At 66.3% G+C, this 18691-nt stretch carries 19 protein-coding genes; 10 read left to right on the forward strand and 9 right to left on the reverse strand.

The genetic code is table 11. The features are described 5' to 3' along the window. Positions 1 to 4: 4 nt before the first annotated feature. From hyi to KY496_RS26030, 3 genes are read left to right on the forward strand one after another with little or no spacing between them, the layout of a single operon-like run. Positions 5 to 790 carry a hydroxypyruvate isomerase gene (gene hyi / locus KY496_RS26020; RefSeq protein ID WP_219863080.1) on the forward strand — a complete coding sequence of 262 codons (786 nt, stop codon included), beginning with the start codon at positions 5 to 7 and terminating at the stop codon, positions 788 to 790. 31 nt (positions 791 to 821) lie between these two features. Beyond that, a complete protein-coding gene (locus KY496_RS26025; RefSeq protein WP_219863082.1) occupies positions 822 to 1709 on the forward strand; it encodes a 2-hydroxy-3-oxopropionate reductase in 888 nt (295 codons plus the stop codon). 31 nt (positions 1710 to 1740) lie between these two features. Next, on the forward strand, positions 1741 to 2673 hold the full coding sequence (locus KY496_RS26030; RefSeq protein ID WP_219863084.1) for a histone deacetylase family protein: 933 nt from the start codon (positions 1741 to 1743) through the stop codon (positions 2671 to 2673). A gap of 30 nt (positions 2674 to 2703) precedes the next feature. On the opposite strand, the gene KY496_RS26035 is transcribed toward KY496_RS26030, so the two are convergent. Then, a complete protein-coding gene (locus tag KY496_RS26035; RefSeq protein ID WP_005669059.1) occupies positions 2704 to 2859 on the reverse strand; it encodes a hypothetical protein in 156 nt (51 codons plus the stop codon). A gap of 190 nt (positions 2860 to 3049) precedes the next feature. Next, a complete protein-coding gene (locus KY496_RS26040; RefSeq protein ID WP_219863086.1) occupies positions 3050 to 3976 on the reverse strand; it encodes a LysR family transcriptional regulator in 927 nt (308 codons plus the stop codon). Positions 3977 to 4059: 83 nt separating this feature from the next. On the opposite strand from KY496_RS26040, the gene KY496_RS26045 reads away from it, so the two are divergent. The 3 genes from KY496_RS26045 to KY496_RS26055 all read left to right on the forward strand — a co-directional run bounded on the left by KY496_RS26045 (position 4060) and on the right by KY496_RS26055 (position 6334). Then, complete coding sequence (locus tag KY496_RS26045) at positions 4060 to 4419, forward strand: hypothetical protein (protein ID WP_005669062.1); 360 nt, start codon at positions 4060 to 4062, stop codon at positions 4417 to 4419. A 110-nt stretch (positions 4420 to 4529) separates the two neighbouring features. Beyond that, on the forward strand, positions 4530 to 5297 hold the full coding sequence (locus tag KY496_RS26050) for a fumarylacetoacetate hydrolase family protein (RefSeq protein ID WP_005669064.1): 768 nt from the start codon (positions 4530 to 4532) through the stop codon (positions 5295 to 5297). 17 nt (positions 5298 to 5314) lie between these two features. After that, positions 5315 to 6334 (forward strand): 2-dehydropantoate 2-reductase, encoded by a 1020-nt coding sequence (locus KY496_RS26055; protein WP_219863088.1) that lies wholly within the window; start codon positions 5315 to 5317, stop codon positions 6332 to 6334. A 133-nt stretch (positions 6335 to 6467) separates the two neighbouring features. Here the strand turns inward: KY496_RS26055 and KY496_RS26060 are convergent, their stop codons facing one another. Then, positions 6468 to 7076: a Crp/Fnr family transcriptional regulator gene (locus tag KY496_RS26060; protein WP_005669066.1), complete on the reverse strand. Its 609-nt coding sequence runs from the start codon at positions 7074 to 7076 to the stop codon at positions 6468 to 6470. 142 nt (positions 7077 to 7218) lie between these two features. Here KY496_RS26060 and oxc point away from each other — a divergent pair, with 142 nt between their 5' ends. The 3 genes from oxc (at position 7219) to KY496_RS26075 (ending at position 10775) form a co-directional block, all read left to right on the forward strand. Continuing rightward, positions 7219 to 8925 carry an oxalyl-CoA decarboxylase gene (oxc, locus tag KY496_RS26065; RefSeq protein ID WP_219863090.1) on the forward strand — a complete coding sequence of 569 codons (1707 nt, stop codon included), beginning with the start codon at positions 7219 to 7221 and terminating at the stop codon, positions 8923 to 8925. Positions 8926 to 9010: 85 nt separating this feature from the next. Next, positions 9011 to 10261 carry a formyl-CoA transferase gene (gene frc, locus KY496_RS26070; protein ID WP_005669069.1) on the forward strand — a complete coding sequence of 417 codons (1251 nt, stop codon included), beginning with the start codon at positions 9011 to 9013 and terminating at the stop codon, positions 10259 to 10261. A gap of 85 nt (positions 10262 to 10346) precedes the next feature. Further along, entirely contained in the window at positions 10347 to 10775 is a 429-nt protein-coding gene (locus KY496_RS26075) for a PAS domain-containing protein (RefSeq protein ID WP_184234612.1), read from the forward strand. 99 nt (positions 10776 to 10874) lie between these two features. Here the strand turns inward: KY496_RS26075 and KY496_RS26080 are convergent, their stop codons facing one another. From KY496_RS26080 to KY496_RS26100, 5 genes are read right to left on the reverse strand one after another with little or no spacing between them, the layout of a single operon-like run. Continuing rightward, positions 10875 to 11129, reverse strand: coding sequence for a formate dehydrogenase subunit delta (locus tag KY496_RS26080; protein ID WP_219863092.1), 255 nt, complete (start codon positions 11127 to 11129; stop codon positions 10875 to 10877). Continuing rightward, entirely contained in the window at positions 11126 to 11983 is an 858-nt protein-coding gene (gene fdhD / locus KY496_RS26085; protein ID WP_219863094.1) for a formate dehydrogenase accessory sulfurtransferase FdhD, read from the reverse strand. The genes KY496_RS26080 and fdhD overlap by 4 nt, the downstream gene beginning before the upstream one ends. Then, entirely contained in the window at positions 11980 to 14829 is a 2850-nt protein-coding gene (gene fdhF, locus KY496_RS26090) for a formate dehydrogenase subunit alpha (RefSeq protein WP_219863096.1), read from the reverse strand. Before fdhF ends, fdhD begins: the two co-directional genes overlap by 4 nt. A gap of 23 nt (positions 14830 to 14852) precedes the next feature. Then, positions 14853 to 16412 carry an NADH-quinone oxidoreductase subunit NuoF gene (locus tag KY496_RS26095; RefSeq protein WP_219863098.1) on the reverse strand — a complete coding sequence of 520 codons (1560 nt, stop codon included), beginning with the start codon at positions 16410 to 16412 and terminating at the stop codon, positions 14853 to 14855. Continuing rightward, positions 16409 to 16915 carry a formate dehydrogenase subunit gamma gene (locus tag KY496_RS26100; protein WP_083415565.1) on the reverse strand — a complete coding sequence of 169 codons (507 nt, stop codon included), beginning with the start codon at positions 16913 to 16915 and terminating at the stop codon, positions 16409 to 16411. Before KY496_RS26100 ends, KY496_RS26095 begins: the two co-directional genes overlap by 4 nt. Positions 16916 to 17032: 117 nt before the next feature. On the opposite strand from KY496_RS26100, the gene KY496_RS26105 reads away from it, so the two are divergent. Then, on the forward strand, positions 17033 to 18097 hold the full coding sequence (locus tag KY496_RS26105; RefSeq protein WP_005669084.1) for a substrate-binding domain-containing protein: 1065 nt from the start codon (positions 17033 to 17035) through the stop codon (positions 18095 to 18097). On the opposite strand, the gene KY496_RS26110 is transcribed toward KY496_RS26105, so the two are convergent. Next, the gene (locus tag KY496_RS26110; protein WP_219863100.1) at positions 18094 to 18690 is read right to left on the reverse strand and encodes a flavodoxin; all 597 of its coding nucleotides are present in this window, start codon (positions 18688 to 18690) and stop codon (positions 18094 to 18096) included. The two genes, KY496_RS26105 and KY496_RS26110, sit on opposite strands and share 4 nt — an antisense overlap. Position 18691: the final 1 nt, after the last annotated feature.

The raw sequence follows: 18691 nt of genomic DNA on the forward strand, positions 1-18691 counted from the left end.
CGCAATGACCAGACTTGCCGCCAACCTGACCATGCTGTTCAACGAAGTCGATTTCCTCGACCGCTTCGAGCACGCCGCCAGGGCGGGCTTTCGCGGCGTCGAATTCCTGTTCCCGTACGCCTACCGGGTCGAGGACATCGCCGCCCGGCTCGACGCCCACCGCCTCGAACTGGTGCTGCACAACCTGCCGGCCGGGGACTGGGCCGCGGGCGAGCGCGGCATCGCCTGCCATCCGGGACGCGTGACGGAATTCCAGGACGGCGTGGGCGCGGCGATCGACTATGCCAAGGCGCTGGGCGTCAGGCAGCTCAACTGCCTGGCGGGCATCGTGCCGCCCGGCGTCGCGCTCGAAGAGGCCTATCTCGCGCTGGTGTCGAACCTCGAATTTGCCGCCGGCCAGCTGAAACGCGAGGGGATCCGCCTGCTGGTCGAACCGATCAACACCTTCGACATCCCGGGATTCTTCCTGCACGGCACGCGCCAGGCGCTGGAGCTCATCGGCGCGACCGGCTCCGACAATCTGTTCCTGCAGTACGACATCTATCACATGCAGCGCATGGAGGGCGAGCTGGCGGCGACGATCAAGGCCAACCTCGGCCTGATCCGCCACATCCAGCTGGCCGACAATCCGGGCCGCTTCGAGCCGGGCACGGGCGAGATCAATTACCGCTACCTGCTCGGCATGCTCGACGAGATCGGGTATGACGGCTGGGTCGGCTGCGAGTACAAGCCCCGGGCCGGCACCGCCCAGGGCCTGCACTGGATCGGCGAGCACGGCCTGCAGGCATAGGGTATCGCACACCATCACACTGGAGACCATCATGACGAAAGTAGGATTCATCGGCCTGGGCATCATGGGCGGGCCCATGGCCGCCAAGCTGCAGGAGGGCGGCTGCAAGCTGTACCTGCACGACCTGAAAAATCCGCCGCTGGCCCTGATCGAGGGCGGCGCCACCGTCTGCACCAACGCCACCGAGGTGGCCAAGCGCGCCGACATCATCATCGTGATGGTGCCCGATACCCCGCACGTCGAGGAAGTGCTGTTCGGCGCCGACGGCGTGGCCGCGGGCCTCACGCCGGGCAAGATCGTGATCGACATGAGTTCGATCTCGCCGATGGCCACCAAGGAGTTCGCCAGGAAGATCAACAAGCGCCAGTGCGACTACCTCGATGCGCCCGTGTCGGGCGGCGAGGTGGGGGCGCGCGCCGCGACGCTCACCATCATGGTGGGCGGCGCGCAGGAGGCGTTCGACCGCGCCCGGCCGCTGTTCGAGCTGATGGGGAAGAACATCACGCTGGTGGGCGGCAACGGCGATGGCCAGACCACCAAGGTGGCGAACCAGATCATCGTGGCGCTGAACATCCAGGCGGTGGCGGAGGCGCTGCTGTTCGCCTCGAAGGCGGGCGCCGACCCGGCCCGGGTGAGGCAGGCGCTGATGGGCGGCTTCGCCGCCTCGCGCATCCTGGAAGTGCACGGCGAGCGCATGGTCAAGCGCACCTTCGCGCCGGGTTTTCGCATCGAGCTGCACCAGAAGGACCTCAACCTGGCGCTGCAGGGGGCCAAGAGCCTCGGTCTCGCGCTGCCGAATACCGCCAGCGCCCAGGAGCTGATGAATTCCTGCGCCGCCCACGGCATGGCCCAGCTCGATCATTCGGCGCTGTGCCAGGCGATCGAGCGGATGTCGAACCACGCCATCGCCGCAGCCTGACGCAGCGGCGTGGCGCCATCGGAGACAGCATATGGACACCTGGGTGTTTCACCATCCGGCCTGCCTGGCGCACGAGCCCGGGCCGGGCCATCCTGAAGCGCCGCAGCGCCTGCATGCGGTCATGAAGGCGCTGCGCCAGCCGGAATTCTCGCAGCTGGCCTGGCGCGAGGCGCCGCTCGGCACGCGCGACCAGGTCTTGCTGGTGCACGGCGAAGAGTATGTGGACGCGATCGCCGCCGCGGCGCCGGGCAGCGGCCTGGTGGCGCTGGACGGCGGCGACACATTGATGTCGCCCGGCACCTGGGAGGCGGTGATGCGCTGCGTCGGCGCCGCCTGCGCCGGGGTCGATGCGGTGGTGGCGGGCGAGGCCGCCAACGTCTTTTGCGCGACCCGGCCATGCGGCCATCACGCCGAGCCGGAGCGGGCAATGGGCTTCTGCATCTTCAACCAGGCCGCCATCGCCGCCGTCCACGCGCTCGAGACGCATGGCCTGCAGCGCGTCGCCGTGGTCGATTTCGACGTCCACCACGGCAACGGTACGCAAGCGGCATTCTTCCACCGTCCGCAACTGTTCTTCGGCTCGAGCCACCAGTCGCCACTGTATCCGGGAACCGGCGCGGCGGATGAGACGGGAGCCAGCGGCAATATCGTCAACCTGCCGCTGCCGCCGGGCTGCGGCTCGGCGCTGTTCCGGTCCACGGTGGCGAGCGGGCTGCTGCCCGCCTTGCGGCGCTTCGCGCCACAATTGATCGTGATGTCGGCCGGGTTCGACGCGCACCGCAGCGATCCCCTGGCCAGCATGGCCCTGGAAGACGAGGATTTCGCGTGGATTACGCGTGAAGTGATGGCGATCGCAGCAGAGGTGTGCGAGGGCCGGATCGTGTCGATCCTGGAGGGAGGCTACAGCGTCGAGGGGCTGCAGGGCGGCAGCGCGGCGCACGTGCGTGCGCTGCTGCAGCGCTGAAGGGTGTTGCGCGGGGCTGGCCCCAGGAAATTACAGGCCGCAACCGTAGTAGGCCGGGTCCGAATCCTGGCCGGTGTAGCCTGGCTCGAGCTTTTCGCGCAGGTTGAGCGTGAGGAAAGCGACGATGAGCGACAGCAGCGAGTGCGACGGGGCTGCGAAAGTGGTTTCGGCTGGTGCGTTGATCATGACTGGCTCCTGAAAGTTGGTTTGTGCAATGCAGTAAATATAGGGACTACTTACGCGCGCTTCCAATTTCGAGTGCTGATACCAGTTATACTGCTCGTGAATGTTGCTCTATAAAAACCGGCATTTATGCGTGATCTCTACCGCGGCCCGCGTGGTCGTCGGATGTGGCTGCGTCGCCACAGGCTGCCGGTCAGGATGAGGGGATCAGCGCATCGATGCGTGCCTTTCCTTCGTCCAGCAGGAACTGGCGAAACGCCCGCGCCACCGGCGGCAGGCGCTTCTCGCGACGATGCACGACATACCAGTTGAGCATCAGTGGAAACCCCTCGACCTCCAGCACCACCAGGCTGCGCGCGGCGAGTTCGCGGCCGATCGTGTGAAACGACAGAAAGCCCAGTCCGATGCCGGCGATCACCGCCTGCTTGATCGTCTCGGTGCTCTTGATCTCCATGGCGACGCTCAGCTCGGCCAGGTGCGGGCCAAAGGCGTCCTGCATCGAGAACCAGGTGTCGGAGCCCGGTTCGCGGATCACGAACGGGTGGCGGATCAGGTCGCTCATCGGGATGCGCCCATGCCTGGCCGCGGCCAGCGGATGGTCGGGCGCCGCCACGATCACGTACGGATGAGGGGCGAACGCATCGTTCTGCGTGTCGAGTTCGGCGGGTGGGCGCACCATCACGGCCAGGTCGGTGCGATTGGCCGCCAGCTTGTCCAGCAACTCCTCGCGGTTGTGCACCGTCAGGTTCAGCTGCACACCAGGATGCTGGCGCGCGAAGGCGACCATCAGCTGCGGAAAGAAATAGTCGCCGGCGCTGATCACCGCCACGTTCAGCTTGCCGCCGGCGATTCCCTTGAGTTGCGCCATCGCATCTTCCGCCTCGTCGAACTGCTGGATGATGGCGCGGCAGAAGTGCAGCAGCTCCTCGCCCGCCTGGGTCAGGTAGATTTTCTTTCCCAGCTGTTCGAACAAGGGCATGCCGACGTGGCCCTCGAGCGTGCGGACCTGGGTCGACACGGCCGGCTGGGTGAGGTGCAGCTCCTCGGCGGCGCGCGAAAAACTGCGCCGGCGCGCGACGGTTTCGAAGACTTTCAGTTGACGCAGTGTCGCGTTCTTCATCGGCGCTTCCGTCCATGTATAAGCAGTCGTTAATGATTATCCCTAAAAACTTTCACTATTGCTCATCATTTTGTTGGACTACGATGATGTTCAGACAGCTCGACCGCAACCACCACCACCTGGAGAGTGCCATGACGACGATCTGCAATGCCGATGCCGAGTGCAATGCCTATAACGCGGCCTTTCATGAACTGGGATTGAGCTGGGTCTGGGACACCGGACTGTATGCGAGCGCGGTCGCCGGCGCCGATGACCGCACCGGCCTGCGCAACTATCTGGCGCGGCATCAATCCCACCTGTTGAGCGCGCACGACGCCGACTTCCTGGTCGAGGCGATCCTGGCCGCCAAGGAGCGCTGCCACGCGCAGCTGAGCGCCGCCGGGTGCAATCCGGGCGCTTTCATCGACTGGTCCGCGCTCCAGCAGCGGCAGATCGGCGTGTAGACACCAACGGCTGGGCAGAGATTTTCGAATCTTAACCGTGGTCAAGGATATACGGAAATCGTTCTTCCACAATCAGCCCATCCACCGACCCGACGTACGAGAGACATCATATGATCCGACACTGGATACGCTTCCAACACCTCGACACCGTACGTTTCGGCACGATCGAGGGCGACAAGATCCGGATCTTCAAGGGCGATATGTTCGACAGCCCGCGCCGCACCGACCTGGCGGTGAACCTGGACGAGGTCGAGGTGCTCACCCCGTGCGTGCCCGGCAAGGTGCTGGCGATGTGGAACAATTTTCACGCGCTCGGCCAGAAGCTGGGCCTGGCGCCCCCGGGCGAGCCGCTCTACCTGATGAAGCCATCGACCTCTTACCTGGCGCCGGGCGGCACGATCCGCAAGCCGCTGTGCGAGGGCAAGGTGGCGTTCGAAGGCGAGCTGGCGATCGTGATCGGCCGCCGCTGCAGCGCCGTCCCGGTCGAGGAGGCGCCCGACTACGTGTTCGGCTATACCTGCGCCAACGACGTCACCGTGGGCGAGATCATCGGGCGCGACCCGACCTTTCCCCAGTGGGTGCGCGCCAAGGGCTTCGACACCTTCTGCCCGTTCGGTCCGGTGATTGCCACCGGGCTCAACCCGGCAATGCTGGTCGTGCGCACGACCCTGAACGGCGAGGTGCGCCAGGATTATCCGATCAACGACATGGTGTTTCCGGTGGCCGAGCTGGTCAGCCGGATTTCCCAGGACATGACATTGGAGCCGGGCGACCTCCTGCTGTGCGGGACGTCGGTCGGCGTCGGCTCGATGCGGCCGGGCAGCACGATCGAGGTAGAGATCGACGGCATCGGAAAGCTCATCAATCGGTTCGAGTAAACGACAAGGGGTGGGTCATGAAGATCGCAGTTATCGGAGCGGGAGCAATCGGCGGCCTGGTCGGCGCCAGGCTGGCGCTGGCGGGCGAGGAGGTGACATTCATCGTGCGGGGCGCCAATCTGGCGGCGATCCGAGCGAACGGCATCAAGCTCATCGAGATGGACGGGGAGGAGAAGATTGCCTCGCAAGTGCGCGCGACGGACGACTATGACGCGGCCGGCGAGCAGGACCTGGTGATCCTGGCCCTCAAGGCGCACCAGGTCGACGGCGTGTCGGCCCAGATCGGCAAGCTGTTCGGGCCGCGCACCGTGGTGGTGACGATGCAGAACGGCATACCGTTCTGGTATTTCCACCGCCATGGCGGCGAGTTCGACGGGCGCACCGTGCGCAGCGTCGATGCCGGCGGCGAATTGGCGCGCCGGATTCCACCCGAGCGGGTGCTCGGCTGCGTGGTCTATCCGGCCGCCGAACTGGTGGCGCCGGGCGTCATCCGGCACATCGAAGGCGCGCGCTTCCCGCTGGGAGAACTGGACGGCACGGCGAGCGAGCGGGTCAATGAAGTCTCGGCCTGCTTCCAGAACGCCGGCTTCAAGTCGCCGGTGCTCGACAATATCCGGGCCGAGATCTGGCTCAAGCTATGGGGCAACGTCTGCTTCAACCCGATCAGCGCGCTGGCGCATTCGACCCTGGTCGACATCTGCCAATACCCGCTCACACGCGAGCTGGCGGCGGAGATGATGCGCGAGGCGGAAGCGGTGGCCACCAAACTGGGCATCACCTTCCGCGTGCCCCTGGACCGGCGCATCGAGGGCGCCGCCCAGATCGGCAAGCACAAGACCTCGATGCTGCAAGACGTCGAGGCGGGCCGGGGGCCGGAAATCGATGCCCTGGTCGGGTCGGTGATCGAACTGGCGCGCATGACCGGCACCCCGACGCCGCATATCGATTCGGCGTATGCGCTCGTCAAGCTGCTGGAGCAGACCATGACCGAGGAGGGTGGTGGGGTCAAGCTGCAGAGGGCGGTAACGACCGCTTAGATGCAATCAGCACGTCGCCCCCGCGAAGGCGGGGGCCTAAGATTACAAGCGTCTCGGTAACGCTGAACTTGGGCCCCCGCCTTCGCGGGGGCGACGTTTTCGAGCAGACGAAGGAACTGATTTCGCCTGATCTTCAGATCTTCCCCCGATTCTTCAGGCGGCTCAGCGTCTCAGGCGACAGGTTCAGGTACGCCGCCAGTTCTTTCTTGGGCAGACGTTCGAACAGGTCGGGGTGCTTGCGCATGAAACGGTGGACCCGGCCCGGCGCATCGAGCAAATGCAGCGTGATGGTGTGCGCCATGATGGCGCTCATCAGGTTCATGACCTCGTACTCGAAGGCCTGCTTGACGATGCTGTGACTGCGCATGAAGTCGACCCATTGCGGCAGCGGCATGCGCGCCACCCGCACCTTGGTGACGCAGGCGATGGAAAATGGCGTCGGCGTCTTGAGGCACCAGGCGGCGTAGCTGGTTTCGATGTCCCGCTCCGCCGAGAAGCGCAGGATCATCTCCTTGGCTTCCTGGTTGGAGACCTGGCGCTTGAGGATGCCGTCCAGGATGAAGTACTGCGACATCTCGTGCACCCCCTGGTTCAGCAGCAAGTCGCCTTTCTGGTGGTTCTCGATCGTGAGGTACGGCTCGAGCGCCGCCATTTCGCTGTCGCGCAGTTCCTTGAGGACCACGTTTTGTTTTAACTGCAGACGAATGATGTTTCGTTCGGAGTGATTTGCAATAGTCGTCATGACGCGGCCGTTTACCGAGATTCTCGCATCATGCGGCCAAAATTGACCATGGTCAATGAGACAAATCAGGCGCGCTGGCTATGATGGTTTGCGGGCGATACACACCGCGTTCTGCCCGGATCGACAATAACTGGAGACAGCAATGACTAACCTCGTATCGGTAGACGTGACCGACGGCTTCCACCTGGTAATCGATGCGCTAAAACACAACGACATCGATACGATCTTCGGCCTGGTCGGCATTCCGATTACCGACCTGGCGCGCCTGGCGCAGGCCGAAGGAATGCGTTTCATCGGCTTTCGTCATGAACAGAACGCCGGCAACGCCGCGGCAATCGCCGGCTACATGACGCAAAAGCCAGGCATCTGCCTGACGGTCTCGGCGCCGGGCTTCCTCAACGGCCTGACGGCGCTGGCCAACGCGACCACCAACTGCTTCCCGATGATCCTGATTTCGGGGTCGAGCGAACGCGAGATCGTCGACCTGCAGCAGGGCGACTACGAAGAAATGGACCAGCTGAACGCGGCCAAGCCCTACGCCAAGGCATCCTACCGCATCAACAAGGCCGAGGACATCGGCATCGGCGTCGCGCGGGCGATCCGCGCCGCCGTCTCGGGCCGCCCGGGCGGCGTCTATCTCGACCTGCCGGCCCAGCTGCTGGCGCAGACGATCGAGGCCGGCCACGCCAAGCGCTCCCTGGTCAAGGTGGTCGACCCGGTGCCGCGCCAGATCCCGGCCCCGGACTCGGTGCAGCGCGCGCTGGCGCTGCTCAAGGGCGCGAAGAAGCCGCTGATCCTGCTCGGCAAAGGCGCCGCCTACGCCCAGGCCGACGCCGACATCCGCGCCCTGGTGGAGCGCACCGGCATTCCTTACCTGCCGATGTCGATGGCCAAGGGCCTGCTGCCGGATACCCATGCCCAGTCGGCCTCGGCGGCCCGCTCCTACGTGCTGGCCGAGGCCGACGTGGTGGTGCTGATCGGCGCGCGCCTCAACTGGCTGCTGGCGCACGGCAAGGGCAAGACCTGGGGCAAGCCCAAGCAGTTCATCCAGATCGATATCTCGCCCACCGAGATCGACAGCAACGTGGCGATCGCCGCGCCGCTGATCGGCGACATCGGCTCCTGCGTGGCGGCCTTGCTCGACGGGCTCGACGGCGCCGGCATCGCGAAGCCGGACGCGGAATGGCTCGGCCCGATCGCCGAACGCAAGGAGCAGAACACGGCCAAGATGGCGGCGCTCCTCAACCGTGACGCGGCGCCGATGAACTTCCACACCGCCCTGCGCGCCATCCGCGACGTGCTCAAGCAGCATCCGGACATCAACCTGGTGAACGAGGGCGCCAATACCCTGGACTATGCGCGCAGCATCGTCGACCAGTACCAGCCGCGCAAGCGTTTCGACTCCGGCACCTGGGGCATCATGGGCATCGGCATGGGCTACGCGATCGGCGCGGCCGTCGTCAGCGGCAAGCCGGTGGTCGCGATCGAAGGCGACAGCGCCTTCGGCTTCAGTGGCATGGAGCTCGAGACGATCTGCCGCTACGAGCTGCCGGTGACGACCATCATCTTCAACAACAACGGCGTCTACCGCGGCACCGACGTCAACCCGACCGGCGGCAAGGACGTCGCGCCGACCGTGTTCGTCAAGAACGCCCGCTACGACAAGATGATCGAGGCCTTCGGCGGCATCGGCTACCACGCCACCACCCCGGAAGAGCTGACCCGGGCGTTAGCCGAGGCAATCGCGGCCGGCAAGCCCGCCCTGATCAATGCCGTGATCGACGAGACCGCCGGCACCGAGAGCGGCCGCCTGACCAATCTGAATCCGCAAAGCAACGCAAAGAAGTGAACAGCCAGCGACACGCACGACCGCCGGCGCCCACGAGGCCGCCGGCGGGGCCCGCAATATCGACTGAACAAAGGAGACTGACATCATGAGCAAACCACTCGAAGGCATCAAGATCATCGACTTCACCCACGTCCAGGCCGGTCCTGCCTGCACCCAGTTGCTGGCCTGGTTCGGCGCCGACGTGATCAAGGTCGAGCGTCCCGGCGCGGGCGACGTCACGCGTTCGCAGTTGCGCGACATCCCCGGCGTCGACGCCCTGTATTTCACCATGCTCAACAGTAACAAGCGCTCGCTGACGCTCGACACCAAGACGCCCGAAGGCAAGGAAATCCTGACCAAGCTGATCAAGGAGTCGGACGTGCTGGTCGAGAACTTCGGTCCGGGCGCGCTCGACCGCATGGGCTTCACCTGGGAGCACATCAAGGAACTGAACCCGGGCATGATCGTGGCCTCGGTGAAGGGCTTCAGCGACGGTCACCACTACGAAGACCTGAAGGTCTATGAAAACGTGGCGCAGTGCGCCGGCGGCGCGGCGTCCACCACCGGTTTCGACGACGGCCCACCGACCGTCAGCGCCGCCGCCCTGGGCGACAGCAATACCGGCATGCACTTGGCGATCGGCATCCTGACCGCCCTGCGTGCGCGCGACACCACGGGCAAGGGCCAGAAGGTGGCGGTGTCGATGCAGGACAGCGTGCTGAATCTGTGCCGTGTGAAATTGCGCGACCAGCAGCGCCTGGACCGGGTCGGCTACCTGGAAGAGTATCCGCAGTACCCGCACGGCAAGTTCTCCGACGTCGTGCCGCGCGGCGGCAACGCCGGCGGCGGCGGCCAGCCGGGCTGGGTGCTCAAGTGCAAGGGCTGGGAGACCGACCCCAACGCCTATATCTACTTCACCATCCAGGGCCATGCCTGGGCGCCGATCTGCAGGGCGATCGGCAAGGAAGAGTGGATCGACGACCCGGCCTACACGACCGCCATCGCGCGCCAGGACAAGATCTTCGACATCTTCGGCACGATCGAGGAATGGCTGAAGGACAAGACCAAGTTCGAAGCGGTCGACATCCTGCGCAAGTTCGACATTCCCTGCTCGCCAGTGCTGTCGATGAAGGAAATCGCCGCCGATCCATCGCTGCGCGCCAGCGGCACGATCGCCGAGGTCGAGCACAAGGAACGGGGCACGTACCTGACCGTGGGCAGCCCCATCAAGTTCTCGGATATGAAGGTCGAGATCAAGGGTTCGCCGCTGCTGGGCGAACACACCGACGAGGTGCTGGAAGGCCTGGGCTACAGCAGCAAGGAGATCGCGGCGCTGCACGAGAAGCGGGTGGTGTGATCACGGGCCTGGCTGGATAAAACGAGCGTCTGGTGCGCGTCGGCGGTGTGCGACGCGCACCTGTTTTTTTATGGGGGAGACAAGCATGCAAGCCGACATCGATTTTCAACAACTGCTGCAGGCGCTGGGCGACGGCGTCATCGTCTGCGACGCGAAAGGCGACATCACGTTCTGGAACGCCGCCGCCACGCGCATCTTCGGCTTCACCGAAGGCGAGGCGATCGGACAGTCGCTGGACCTGATCATCCCCCAGCGCCAACGCCAGCGGCACTGGGACGGCTATCACAAGACCATGGCCACGGGCGAGACGCGCTATGGCGCCGACGTATTGCGGGTGCCGGCTGTGCACAAGGAAGACAAGCCACTGTCGATCGCCTTCACGGTGGCGCTATTGCACGGGCCGGGCGGGGAAGTGTCGGCGATCGTCGCCCTGGTGCGCGACGAGACCGAACGCTGGGGAGAAGAACGCAAGCTGCGCGCGCGGCTGGCGCAGCTCGAGACGGCGCAGGCTTGATCCTGTTCATCCAGTCTCGCTCCACGCTAGTCCCGTAATGCAAGAACGTCATTCCCGCCTACGCGGGAATGACGCGCCTGGGCCGCGGGACGTGGGACATCAGCCGGCGTCGCCACCCGGCGGCGGCGGCGGCATGTGCTCGCGCCGGTGTTCCAGCAAGGCCTCGATCACCATCGGGCTGAGTCCCTCACCCTGGGTGTCGTCGATGTGCGAAAACAGCCGGCTGCGCATGCGCGGCGCCCAGAAGCGCTGCAGGTGGTTGGCGATCTCGGTGCGCCCTTCCCGGGGATCCGGGTAGGACGCGAAGAAGGTGCCGATCTGGTTGGCCATGGTGACCAGGTTGTCGATGTTCATGCGGACTCCATAGCGATGTTGGCGCCGTGGGCGTAGGCGACGAAGTCGTCGCCGCGGGCGAAGGCGACCAGGGTCAGGCCGCAGCCGAGCGCGGTGCGCACGGCGAGGGCGGTGGGTGCGGAAATGGCGACCAGGGCGCCGATGCCGACGGTGGCGGCCTTCTGCACCATCTCGACGCTGGCGCGGCTGGTGATCACGCAAAAACCGTCGGCGAGATCGGCGCCATTCATGTGCAGCCCCCCGATCAGCTTGTCGAGCGCATTATGGCGGCCGACGTCCTCGAACGCCGCGCGCGGCATGCCGTCACGGCCGCACCAGATGGCCGCATGGGTGGCGCCGGTGATGCGATTGAGCGGCTGCTGGGCCCTGGCATCGAGCAGGGCGCGCCGGATCGCCGCGCCGGACAGCGCCCGCGTCGGCGCCAGCCAGGGCAGGGGACGCACCACCTGGGCCAGGCTGTCGACCCCGCACAGGCCGCAGCCGGTGCGGCCGGCCAGGCTGCGCCGCCGCTCCTTGAGGCGCATGAAAGCGCCGGCGGCGAGGTCGATGTGGGCGGTGATGCCGCTTGCAGCGTGTTCGATCTCGACGCCATAGCATTCGGCGGGCGAGGCCATGATGCCTTCGCTCAGCGAGAAGCCGAGCGCAAACTCTTCCAGGTCGGCGGGCGTGGCCAGCATCACCGCGTGCGAGACGCCGTTGTACTCGAGCGCGACCGGCACTTCCTCGGCCAGCTCGTCCTGGGCGCTGCGCAAGGCGCCGCCGTGCATGCGCGTCACCGTCATGCAGGCGCTCGGGAAGCGCTGGACCGGCGCCTGCACGCCGGTATCCGCATCCATATCGAGCGCGCACGTCATGCGACCGGCTCCGCCAGGCCCAGCTGCATCTGGTTGAAGCGGGCGTATTCCAGCTGCCAGTCCGACTGCTGCTGGACCGGCATCACCTGCACCGCCGTGACCTTGTATTCGGGGCAGTTGGTCGCCCAGTCGGAGTTCTCGGTCGTGATGACGTTGGCGCCCGATTCGGGGAAGTGGAAGGTGGTGTAGACCACGCCCGGCTGCATGCGCTCGGTGACCATCGCGCGCAGCACGGTCTCGCCCGCGCGGCTGTGGATGCCGACCCACTGGCCATCCTCGATGCCGCGCTCCTGGGCGTCGTGCGGGTGGATCTCGAGCCGGTCCTCGGCGTGCCAGCGCACGTTCTCGGTGCGGCGCGTCTGCGCGCCGACGTTGTACTGCGACAGGATGCGGCCGGTGGTCAGGATCAGCGGATACTTGCGCGTCACCTTCTCGTCGGTGGCGACGTACTGGGTGATGATGAAGCGGCCCTTGCCGCGCACGAAGCCGTCGACGTGCATGGTCGGCGTGCCTTCCGGCGCCTCGTCGTTGCAGGGCCACTGGATGCTGCCCAGTTCATCGAGGCGGCGGTAGCTCACGCCGCTGAAGGTCGGCGTCAGGCGCGCGATCTCGTCCATGATCTCGGACGGGTGGCGGTAGTTCATCGGATAGCCCAGCCGGTTCGACAGCGCCACCGTGACTTCCCAGTCGGCATAGCCGGCCCGCGGCGGCATCACCTTGCGCACGCGCGAGATGCGGCGTTCGGCATTGGTGAACGTGCCGTCCTTTTCCAGGAACGAGGAACCGGGCAGCAGCACGTGGGCATACTTGGCGGTCTCGTTCAAGAAGATGTCCTGCACCACGATGCACTCCATCGCCTCGAGCGCCGCGGTGACGTGCTGGGTGTTCGGGTCGGATTGCACGATATCCTCGCCCTGGCAATACAGGCCCATGAAGCTGCCGTCGAGGGCCGCTTCGAACATGTTCGGGATGCGCAGCCCCGGTTCGGCCTGCAGCGGCACGCCCCAGGCTTGCTCGAACAGGGTACGCACGGTGGTGTCCGAGACGTGGCGGTAGCCCGGCAGCTCGTGCGGGAACGAGCCGATGTCGCACGAACCCTGCACATTGTTCTGCCCGCGCAGCGGATTGACGCCCACCCCGGGGCGGCCGACGTTGCCGGTGACCATGGCCAGGTTGGCGATGCCCATGACGGCGGTCGAGCCCTGCGCGTGCTCGGTCACGCCCAGGCCATAGAAGATCGCGCCGTTGCCGCCGAGCGCATACAGGCGGGCGGCGTCGCGCACCTGCTGCGCCGGCACGCCGGTGATCGCTTCCATCGCTTCCGGCGAGTTCTCGGGCTGGGCGACGAAGGCGCGCCACTGCGCGAAGGCGCGCAGGTCGCAGCGCTCGGTGATGAAATCGTTGGCCATCAGGCCTTCGGTGACGATCACGTGGGCCAGCGCGCTGATCATCGCGACGTTGGTGCCGGGCCGCAGCTGCAAGTGGTAGTCGGCGCGGATGTGCGGCGACTTGACCAGGTCGATGCGGCGCGGATCGATGACGATCAGGCGCGCGCCCTGGCGCAGGCGCTTCTTCATGCGCGAGGCGAACACCGGGTGGCCGTCGGTCGGGTTGGCGCCGATGACCAGGATCACGTCGGCCTTTTCGACCGACTTGAAGGTCTGGGTGCCGGCCGATTCGCCGAGCGTCGTCTTGAGGCCGTAGCCGGTCGGCGAGTGGCATACGCGGGCGCAGGTGTCGACGTTGTTGTTGCCAAACGCCGCGCGCACCAGCTTCTGCACCAGATAGCCTTCTTCATTGGTGCAACGCGACGAGACGATGCCGCCAATTGAATCCCGGCCGTGCTTGGCCTGGATGCGCTTGAATTCGGACGCCGCATAGTCGAGCGCCTCGTCCCACGACACTTCCTTCCACGGGTCGGTGATCTTCGCGCGGATCATGGGTTTCAGGATGCGGTCCTTGTGGGTGGCGTAGCCCCAGGCGAAGCGGCCCTTGACGCAGGCATGGCCCTCGTTGGCCTTGCCGTCCCGGGCCGGCACCATGCGTACCACCTCGTTGCCCTTCATCTCGGCCTTGAGCGAGCAACCGACCCCGCAATAGGCGCAAGTCGTGGTGATGCTGTGCTCGGCCTGGCCGAGCCAGATCACCGATTTCTCGGTGAGGGTGGCGGTCGGGCAGGCTTCGACGCAGGCGCCGCACGAGACGCATTCGGACTGCATGAACGGTTCGTTCTGGCCGGCCGACACGCGCGCATCGAAGCCGCGCCCCGAGATGGTCAGCGCGAAGGTGCCTTGCGTCTCCTCGCAGGCGCGCACGCAGCGGTTGCACACGATGCACTTCGACGAATCGAAGGTGAAATAGGGATTGCTCTCGTCCTTCTTGAGCTTGAGGTGGTTGGCGCCCTCGTAGCCGTAGCGCACCTCGCGCAGGCCGGTGACGCCGGCCATGTCCTGCAGCTCGCAGTTGCCGTTGGCGGGGCAGGTGAGGCAGTCGAGCGGGTGGTCGGAGATGTACAGCTCCATCACGCCCTTGCGCACTTCTTGCAGCTTGGGGCTCTGGGTGCGCACGATCATGCCCGCTTCGGCCGGCGTGGTGCACGACGCCGGATAGCCGCGGCGGCCTTCGATCTCGACCAGGCACAGGCGGCAGGAGCCGAACGGCTCCAGGGTGTCGGTGGCGCACAGCTTGGGAATGTTGATGCTGTTCTCGGCCGCGGCGCGCATCAGCGAGGTGCCGGCCGGGACGGTGACCTGGACGCCGTCGATGGTCAAGGTGATCATCTCGGTGGCGACGTTAATTTCTTTCGCCGGGGTGCCAAAGTCGCGGGTGAGGATGGTTTCGATCATTGCCTTCTCTCCTGGGCAGCCATTCAGGCGGCCAATTCGTCGCCGGCCACCTGGCCGAAGTCTTGCGGGAAGTGGTTCAGCGCCGACAGCACCGGGTAGGGCGTCATGCCGCCCATCGCGCACAGCGATCCATTGAGCATGGTGTCGCACAGGCTGCGCAGCAGGATCACCTGCTTCGGGCGCTCGTCGTTGGCGCGGATCTTGTCGATCACCTCCACGCCGCGGGTGGAGCCGATGCGGCAGGGTGTGCACTTGCCGCACGATTCGACCGCGCAGAACTCCATCGCGTAGCGCGCCAGCTGCGCCATGTCGGCGCTGTCGTCGTGGACCACGATGCCGCCATGGCCCAGCACCGCCCACAGGGCGGCGAAGGCTTCGTAGTCGAGCGGGGTGTCCCACTGCGATGGCGGCAGGTAGGCGCCTAGCGGGCCGCCCACCTGCACCGCCTTGATCGGACGGCCACTGGCACTGCCGCCGCCGTAGTCGTACAAAATCTCGCGCAGCGTGGCGCCGAACGCCAGTTCGATCAGGCCGCCGTTCTTGATATTGCCGGCCAGTTGCACCGGCAAGGTGCCGCGCGAGCGCCCCATGCCGAAGTCCTGGTAATACTGCGCGCCCTGGTCGAGGATGACCGGCACCGAGGCCAGCGACAGCACGTTGTTGATGACGGTCGGCTGGCCGAACAGGCCGGCGAGCGCGGGCAGGGGCGGCTTGGCGCGCACCACGCCGCGCTTGCCCTCGATGCTCTCCAACAGGGCGGTCTCTTCGCCGCAGATATAGGCGCCGGCGCCCTTGCGCACCTCGAGCTCGAAGGCGCGGCCCCTGCCGGCGACGTTGGGGCCGAGGAGGCCCGCGCGCGTGGCCGTTTGAATCGCGTGATTCAGCGCGGCGATCGCATGCGGATACTCGCTGCGCACGTAGATGAAGCCGCGCGTGGCGCCGACCGCGAGGCCGGCGATCGTCATGCCTTCGATCAGGACGAAGGGATCGCTTTCCATGATGATGCGGTCGGCGAAGGTGCCGGAATCGCCTTCGTCGGCATTGCAGACGATGTATTTCTGGTGGCCGGGCGCGCGCAGCACCGTGTTCCACTTGATCCCGGTGGGGAAGGCGGCGCCGCCGCGTCCGCGCAGGCCGGAGGCGGTGACCGCGGCGACGATGTCGGCGCCGCTCATGGTCACGGCCTGGCGCAGGCCGCGGTAGCCGCCATGGGCCTCGTAGTCGCGCAGCGACAGCGGATCGGTGACGCCGCAGCGGGCGAAGGTCAGGCGGGTCTGCCGGGCCAGGTAGGGAATCTGCTCGACGAGGCCGAGCGCCAGGCGGTGCGTGGATTGGCCGTCGTGGAAACCGGCGTCGAACAGGGCGGCCACGTCGCTTTCATCGACGTTGCCGAAGCCGATGCGCCCGCCTGGCGTCTCGACTTCGACCAGCGGTTCGAGGTACAGCAGGCCGCGCGTGCCGTTGCGCACCAGGTCGATCGCGATGCCGCGCCGCTCGGCCTCGCATTGAATCGTGGCGGCGACGTCGTCGGCGCCCAGGGCCAGCGCCGCCGAATCGGCCGGGACGTAGATGCGTACGCTCATGCTGCCTCCTTGGCCTTGGCGGCCACTTTCGCGACCAGCTTGTCGAAACGCGCCGGCGTCACGCGGGCGTGGACCGCGTCGTTGATCATGATGGCGGGCGCGGTGGCGCACTGGCCGAGGCAGTACACCGGCTCCAGGGCGAAGCCGCCGTCGGCGGTATGCGCGTGCAGGTCGCAACCGAGGGCTTGCTGGACATGCGACAGCAGGGCGTCGCCGCCCATGCTCTGGCACGCCTCGGCGCGGCAGACCTGCACCGTGCAGCGCGCCGGCGGCGTGGTCTTGTAGTAGTGGTAGAAAGTGATCACGCCATGCACCTCGGCGCGCGAGAGATTGAAGCTTTGCGCGAGTCCTTCGACCGAATCGGGCGGGATGAAGCCGAGCCGGTCCTGGATGGCGTGCAGCACCGGCAGCAGCATGTCCTGGCCGAGCAGGCCATTGTGCGCATGGAGTGCGAGGATGTCGCCGATGACGCGACGCGGGTCAAGGGTATCTGGTGCATTCATGGGTGTCTCCATCTCTGCCTTGCATATGTTTATGGGAACATATATAACGGCTTTTATGTACTGCTCCGTCCAGAGTAGCACCCGTTCTGCAGGTGTTCAATATGAAGGATTTTGCATATGATCAGAGTGGAGATACGGCCGGACTGGATCGTGCGCGACGCCGCCGGCCAGCCGACCGCGCTGCCGGCGCTGCTCGGGCTGTTGCTCGCGGTGAGCGAGCTCGGTTCGATCAGCAAGGCCGCCACGGCGCGCGGCATGTCCTACCGCCATGCATGGGGATTGCTGCAGCAGTTCTCGCGACAGTTCGGCGTGGAGCTCGTTCACAAGGTGCGCGGACAGGGCACGGTGCTGTCTCCGCTCGCCGAAAAGCTGATGTGGGCCGACCGCCGCATCCACGCCCGCCTGACCCCCATGCTCGACAGCCTGGCCTCGGAATTGCAGCAGGAACTGGCGCGGGTATTGGTCGGCGACGCCCAGGTGCTGCGCCTGACCGCTTCGCACGGGTTCGCGGTGGCCGCGCTGGTGACGCAGCTGAACGAGCATGGCGTGACGGTCGACATCAATTACCGCAGCAGCAGCGACGCGGTGGCGGCGCTGGCGCGCGGGGAGTGCGACCTGGCGGGCTTTCATTTGCCGGTGGGAGAACTGGAGGGAGCGGCGGCGGCCAAGTACCGGCTTTGGCTCGATCCAGAGCGCCATGCGCTGCTGCACCTGGCGTACCGCATGCAGGGGCTGTTCGTGGCCAAGGGCAATCCGAAAGGCGTGACAAGCCTGGCCGACCTGGCGCGGTCGGACCTGCGCTTCGTCAACCGCCAGAAGGGGTCGGGGACGCGGGTGCTGCTCGAATTGTTATTGGCCGACCTTGGCGTCGACCCGGCCGTCATCAACCGTTCCGGCACCGCCGAATTCACGCACGCGGCGGTGGCGGCTTACGTTGCCAGCGGCATGGCCGACGTGGGCTTCGGCGTCGAAACCGCGGCGCGGCGCTTCGATCTGGATTTCATCCCGGTGATTCGCGAACGGTATTTCCTGGCTTGCGACGCCGGCGCGCTGGAGACGCCGCTCCTGACGTCGGCGCAGGCCGCGATGGCGGGCGGCTCGTTCAGGGAGGTGCTGTCGACGCTGCCGGGCTACGATGGCGCGCTGAGCGGTGAGCGGCTCGACCTGCATTTCCTGTTCTAGGTGCTGCCGAGACCGCTCAGCCATTGATTGACCCGCTCCATCGTGCGGCGTTCCTGGTCGGCTTCCATGACCAGGCCCTGGTCATGGACGCGCGCACCACGGGCATGGGCGGCGACCACCGCCAGGCTGTTGCCGGGGCCATAGCCGCCATGTGTGATGAATGGAATGATCGTCTTGCCCTTGACATCATGCGCCGCAAGGAAGGCGCGGATCACCGGGGGCGCGGTTTCGCCCCAGATCGGAAAACCGAGGTAGATGGTCCGGTAACGGGCCAGGTCGGGCACGGTCGCCATCAATGCCGGACGCACGTCGCCGTCGCGCTCGCGGCGGGCCTGCTCGACCGTCTCGAGATAGTCCTCGGGGTAGGGCCGGGCCGGCTGGATCTCGAACAGCGTCGCCGCCTGTGCGCGCTGGATCTGGCCGGCGATCACGCGGGTGTTGCCGCTGCGTGAAAAGTAGGCGACCAGGACGTCGCCGCCCTGGCGCCGCATGCTGCCTGGGGCGGCGCCGGCAGTGGGCGCCGCCACCGCGAGGCCGGACAGGACGGACGTCGCCATGAACTGGCGGCGCCGGGTCGAAGCGGGTTGACTCATG

The organism is Massilia sp. NP310 (assembly GCF_019443485.1).
In the GTDB taxonomy this organism is placed as follows: domain Bacteria; phylum Pseudomonadota; class Gammaproteobacteria; order Burkholderiales; family Burkholderiaceae_D; genus Telluria; species Telluria timonae.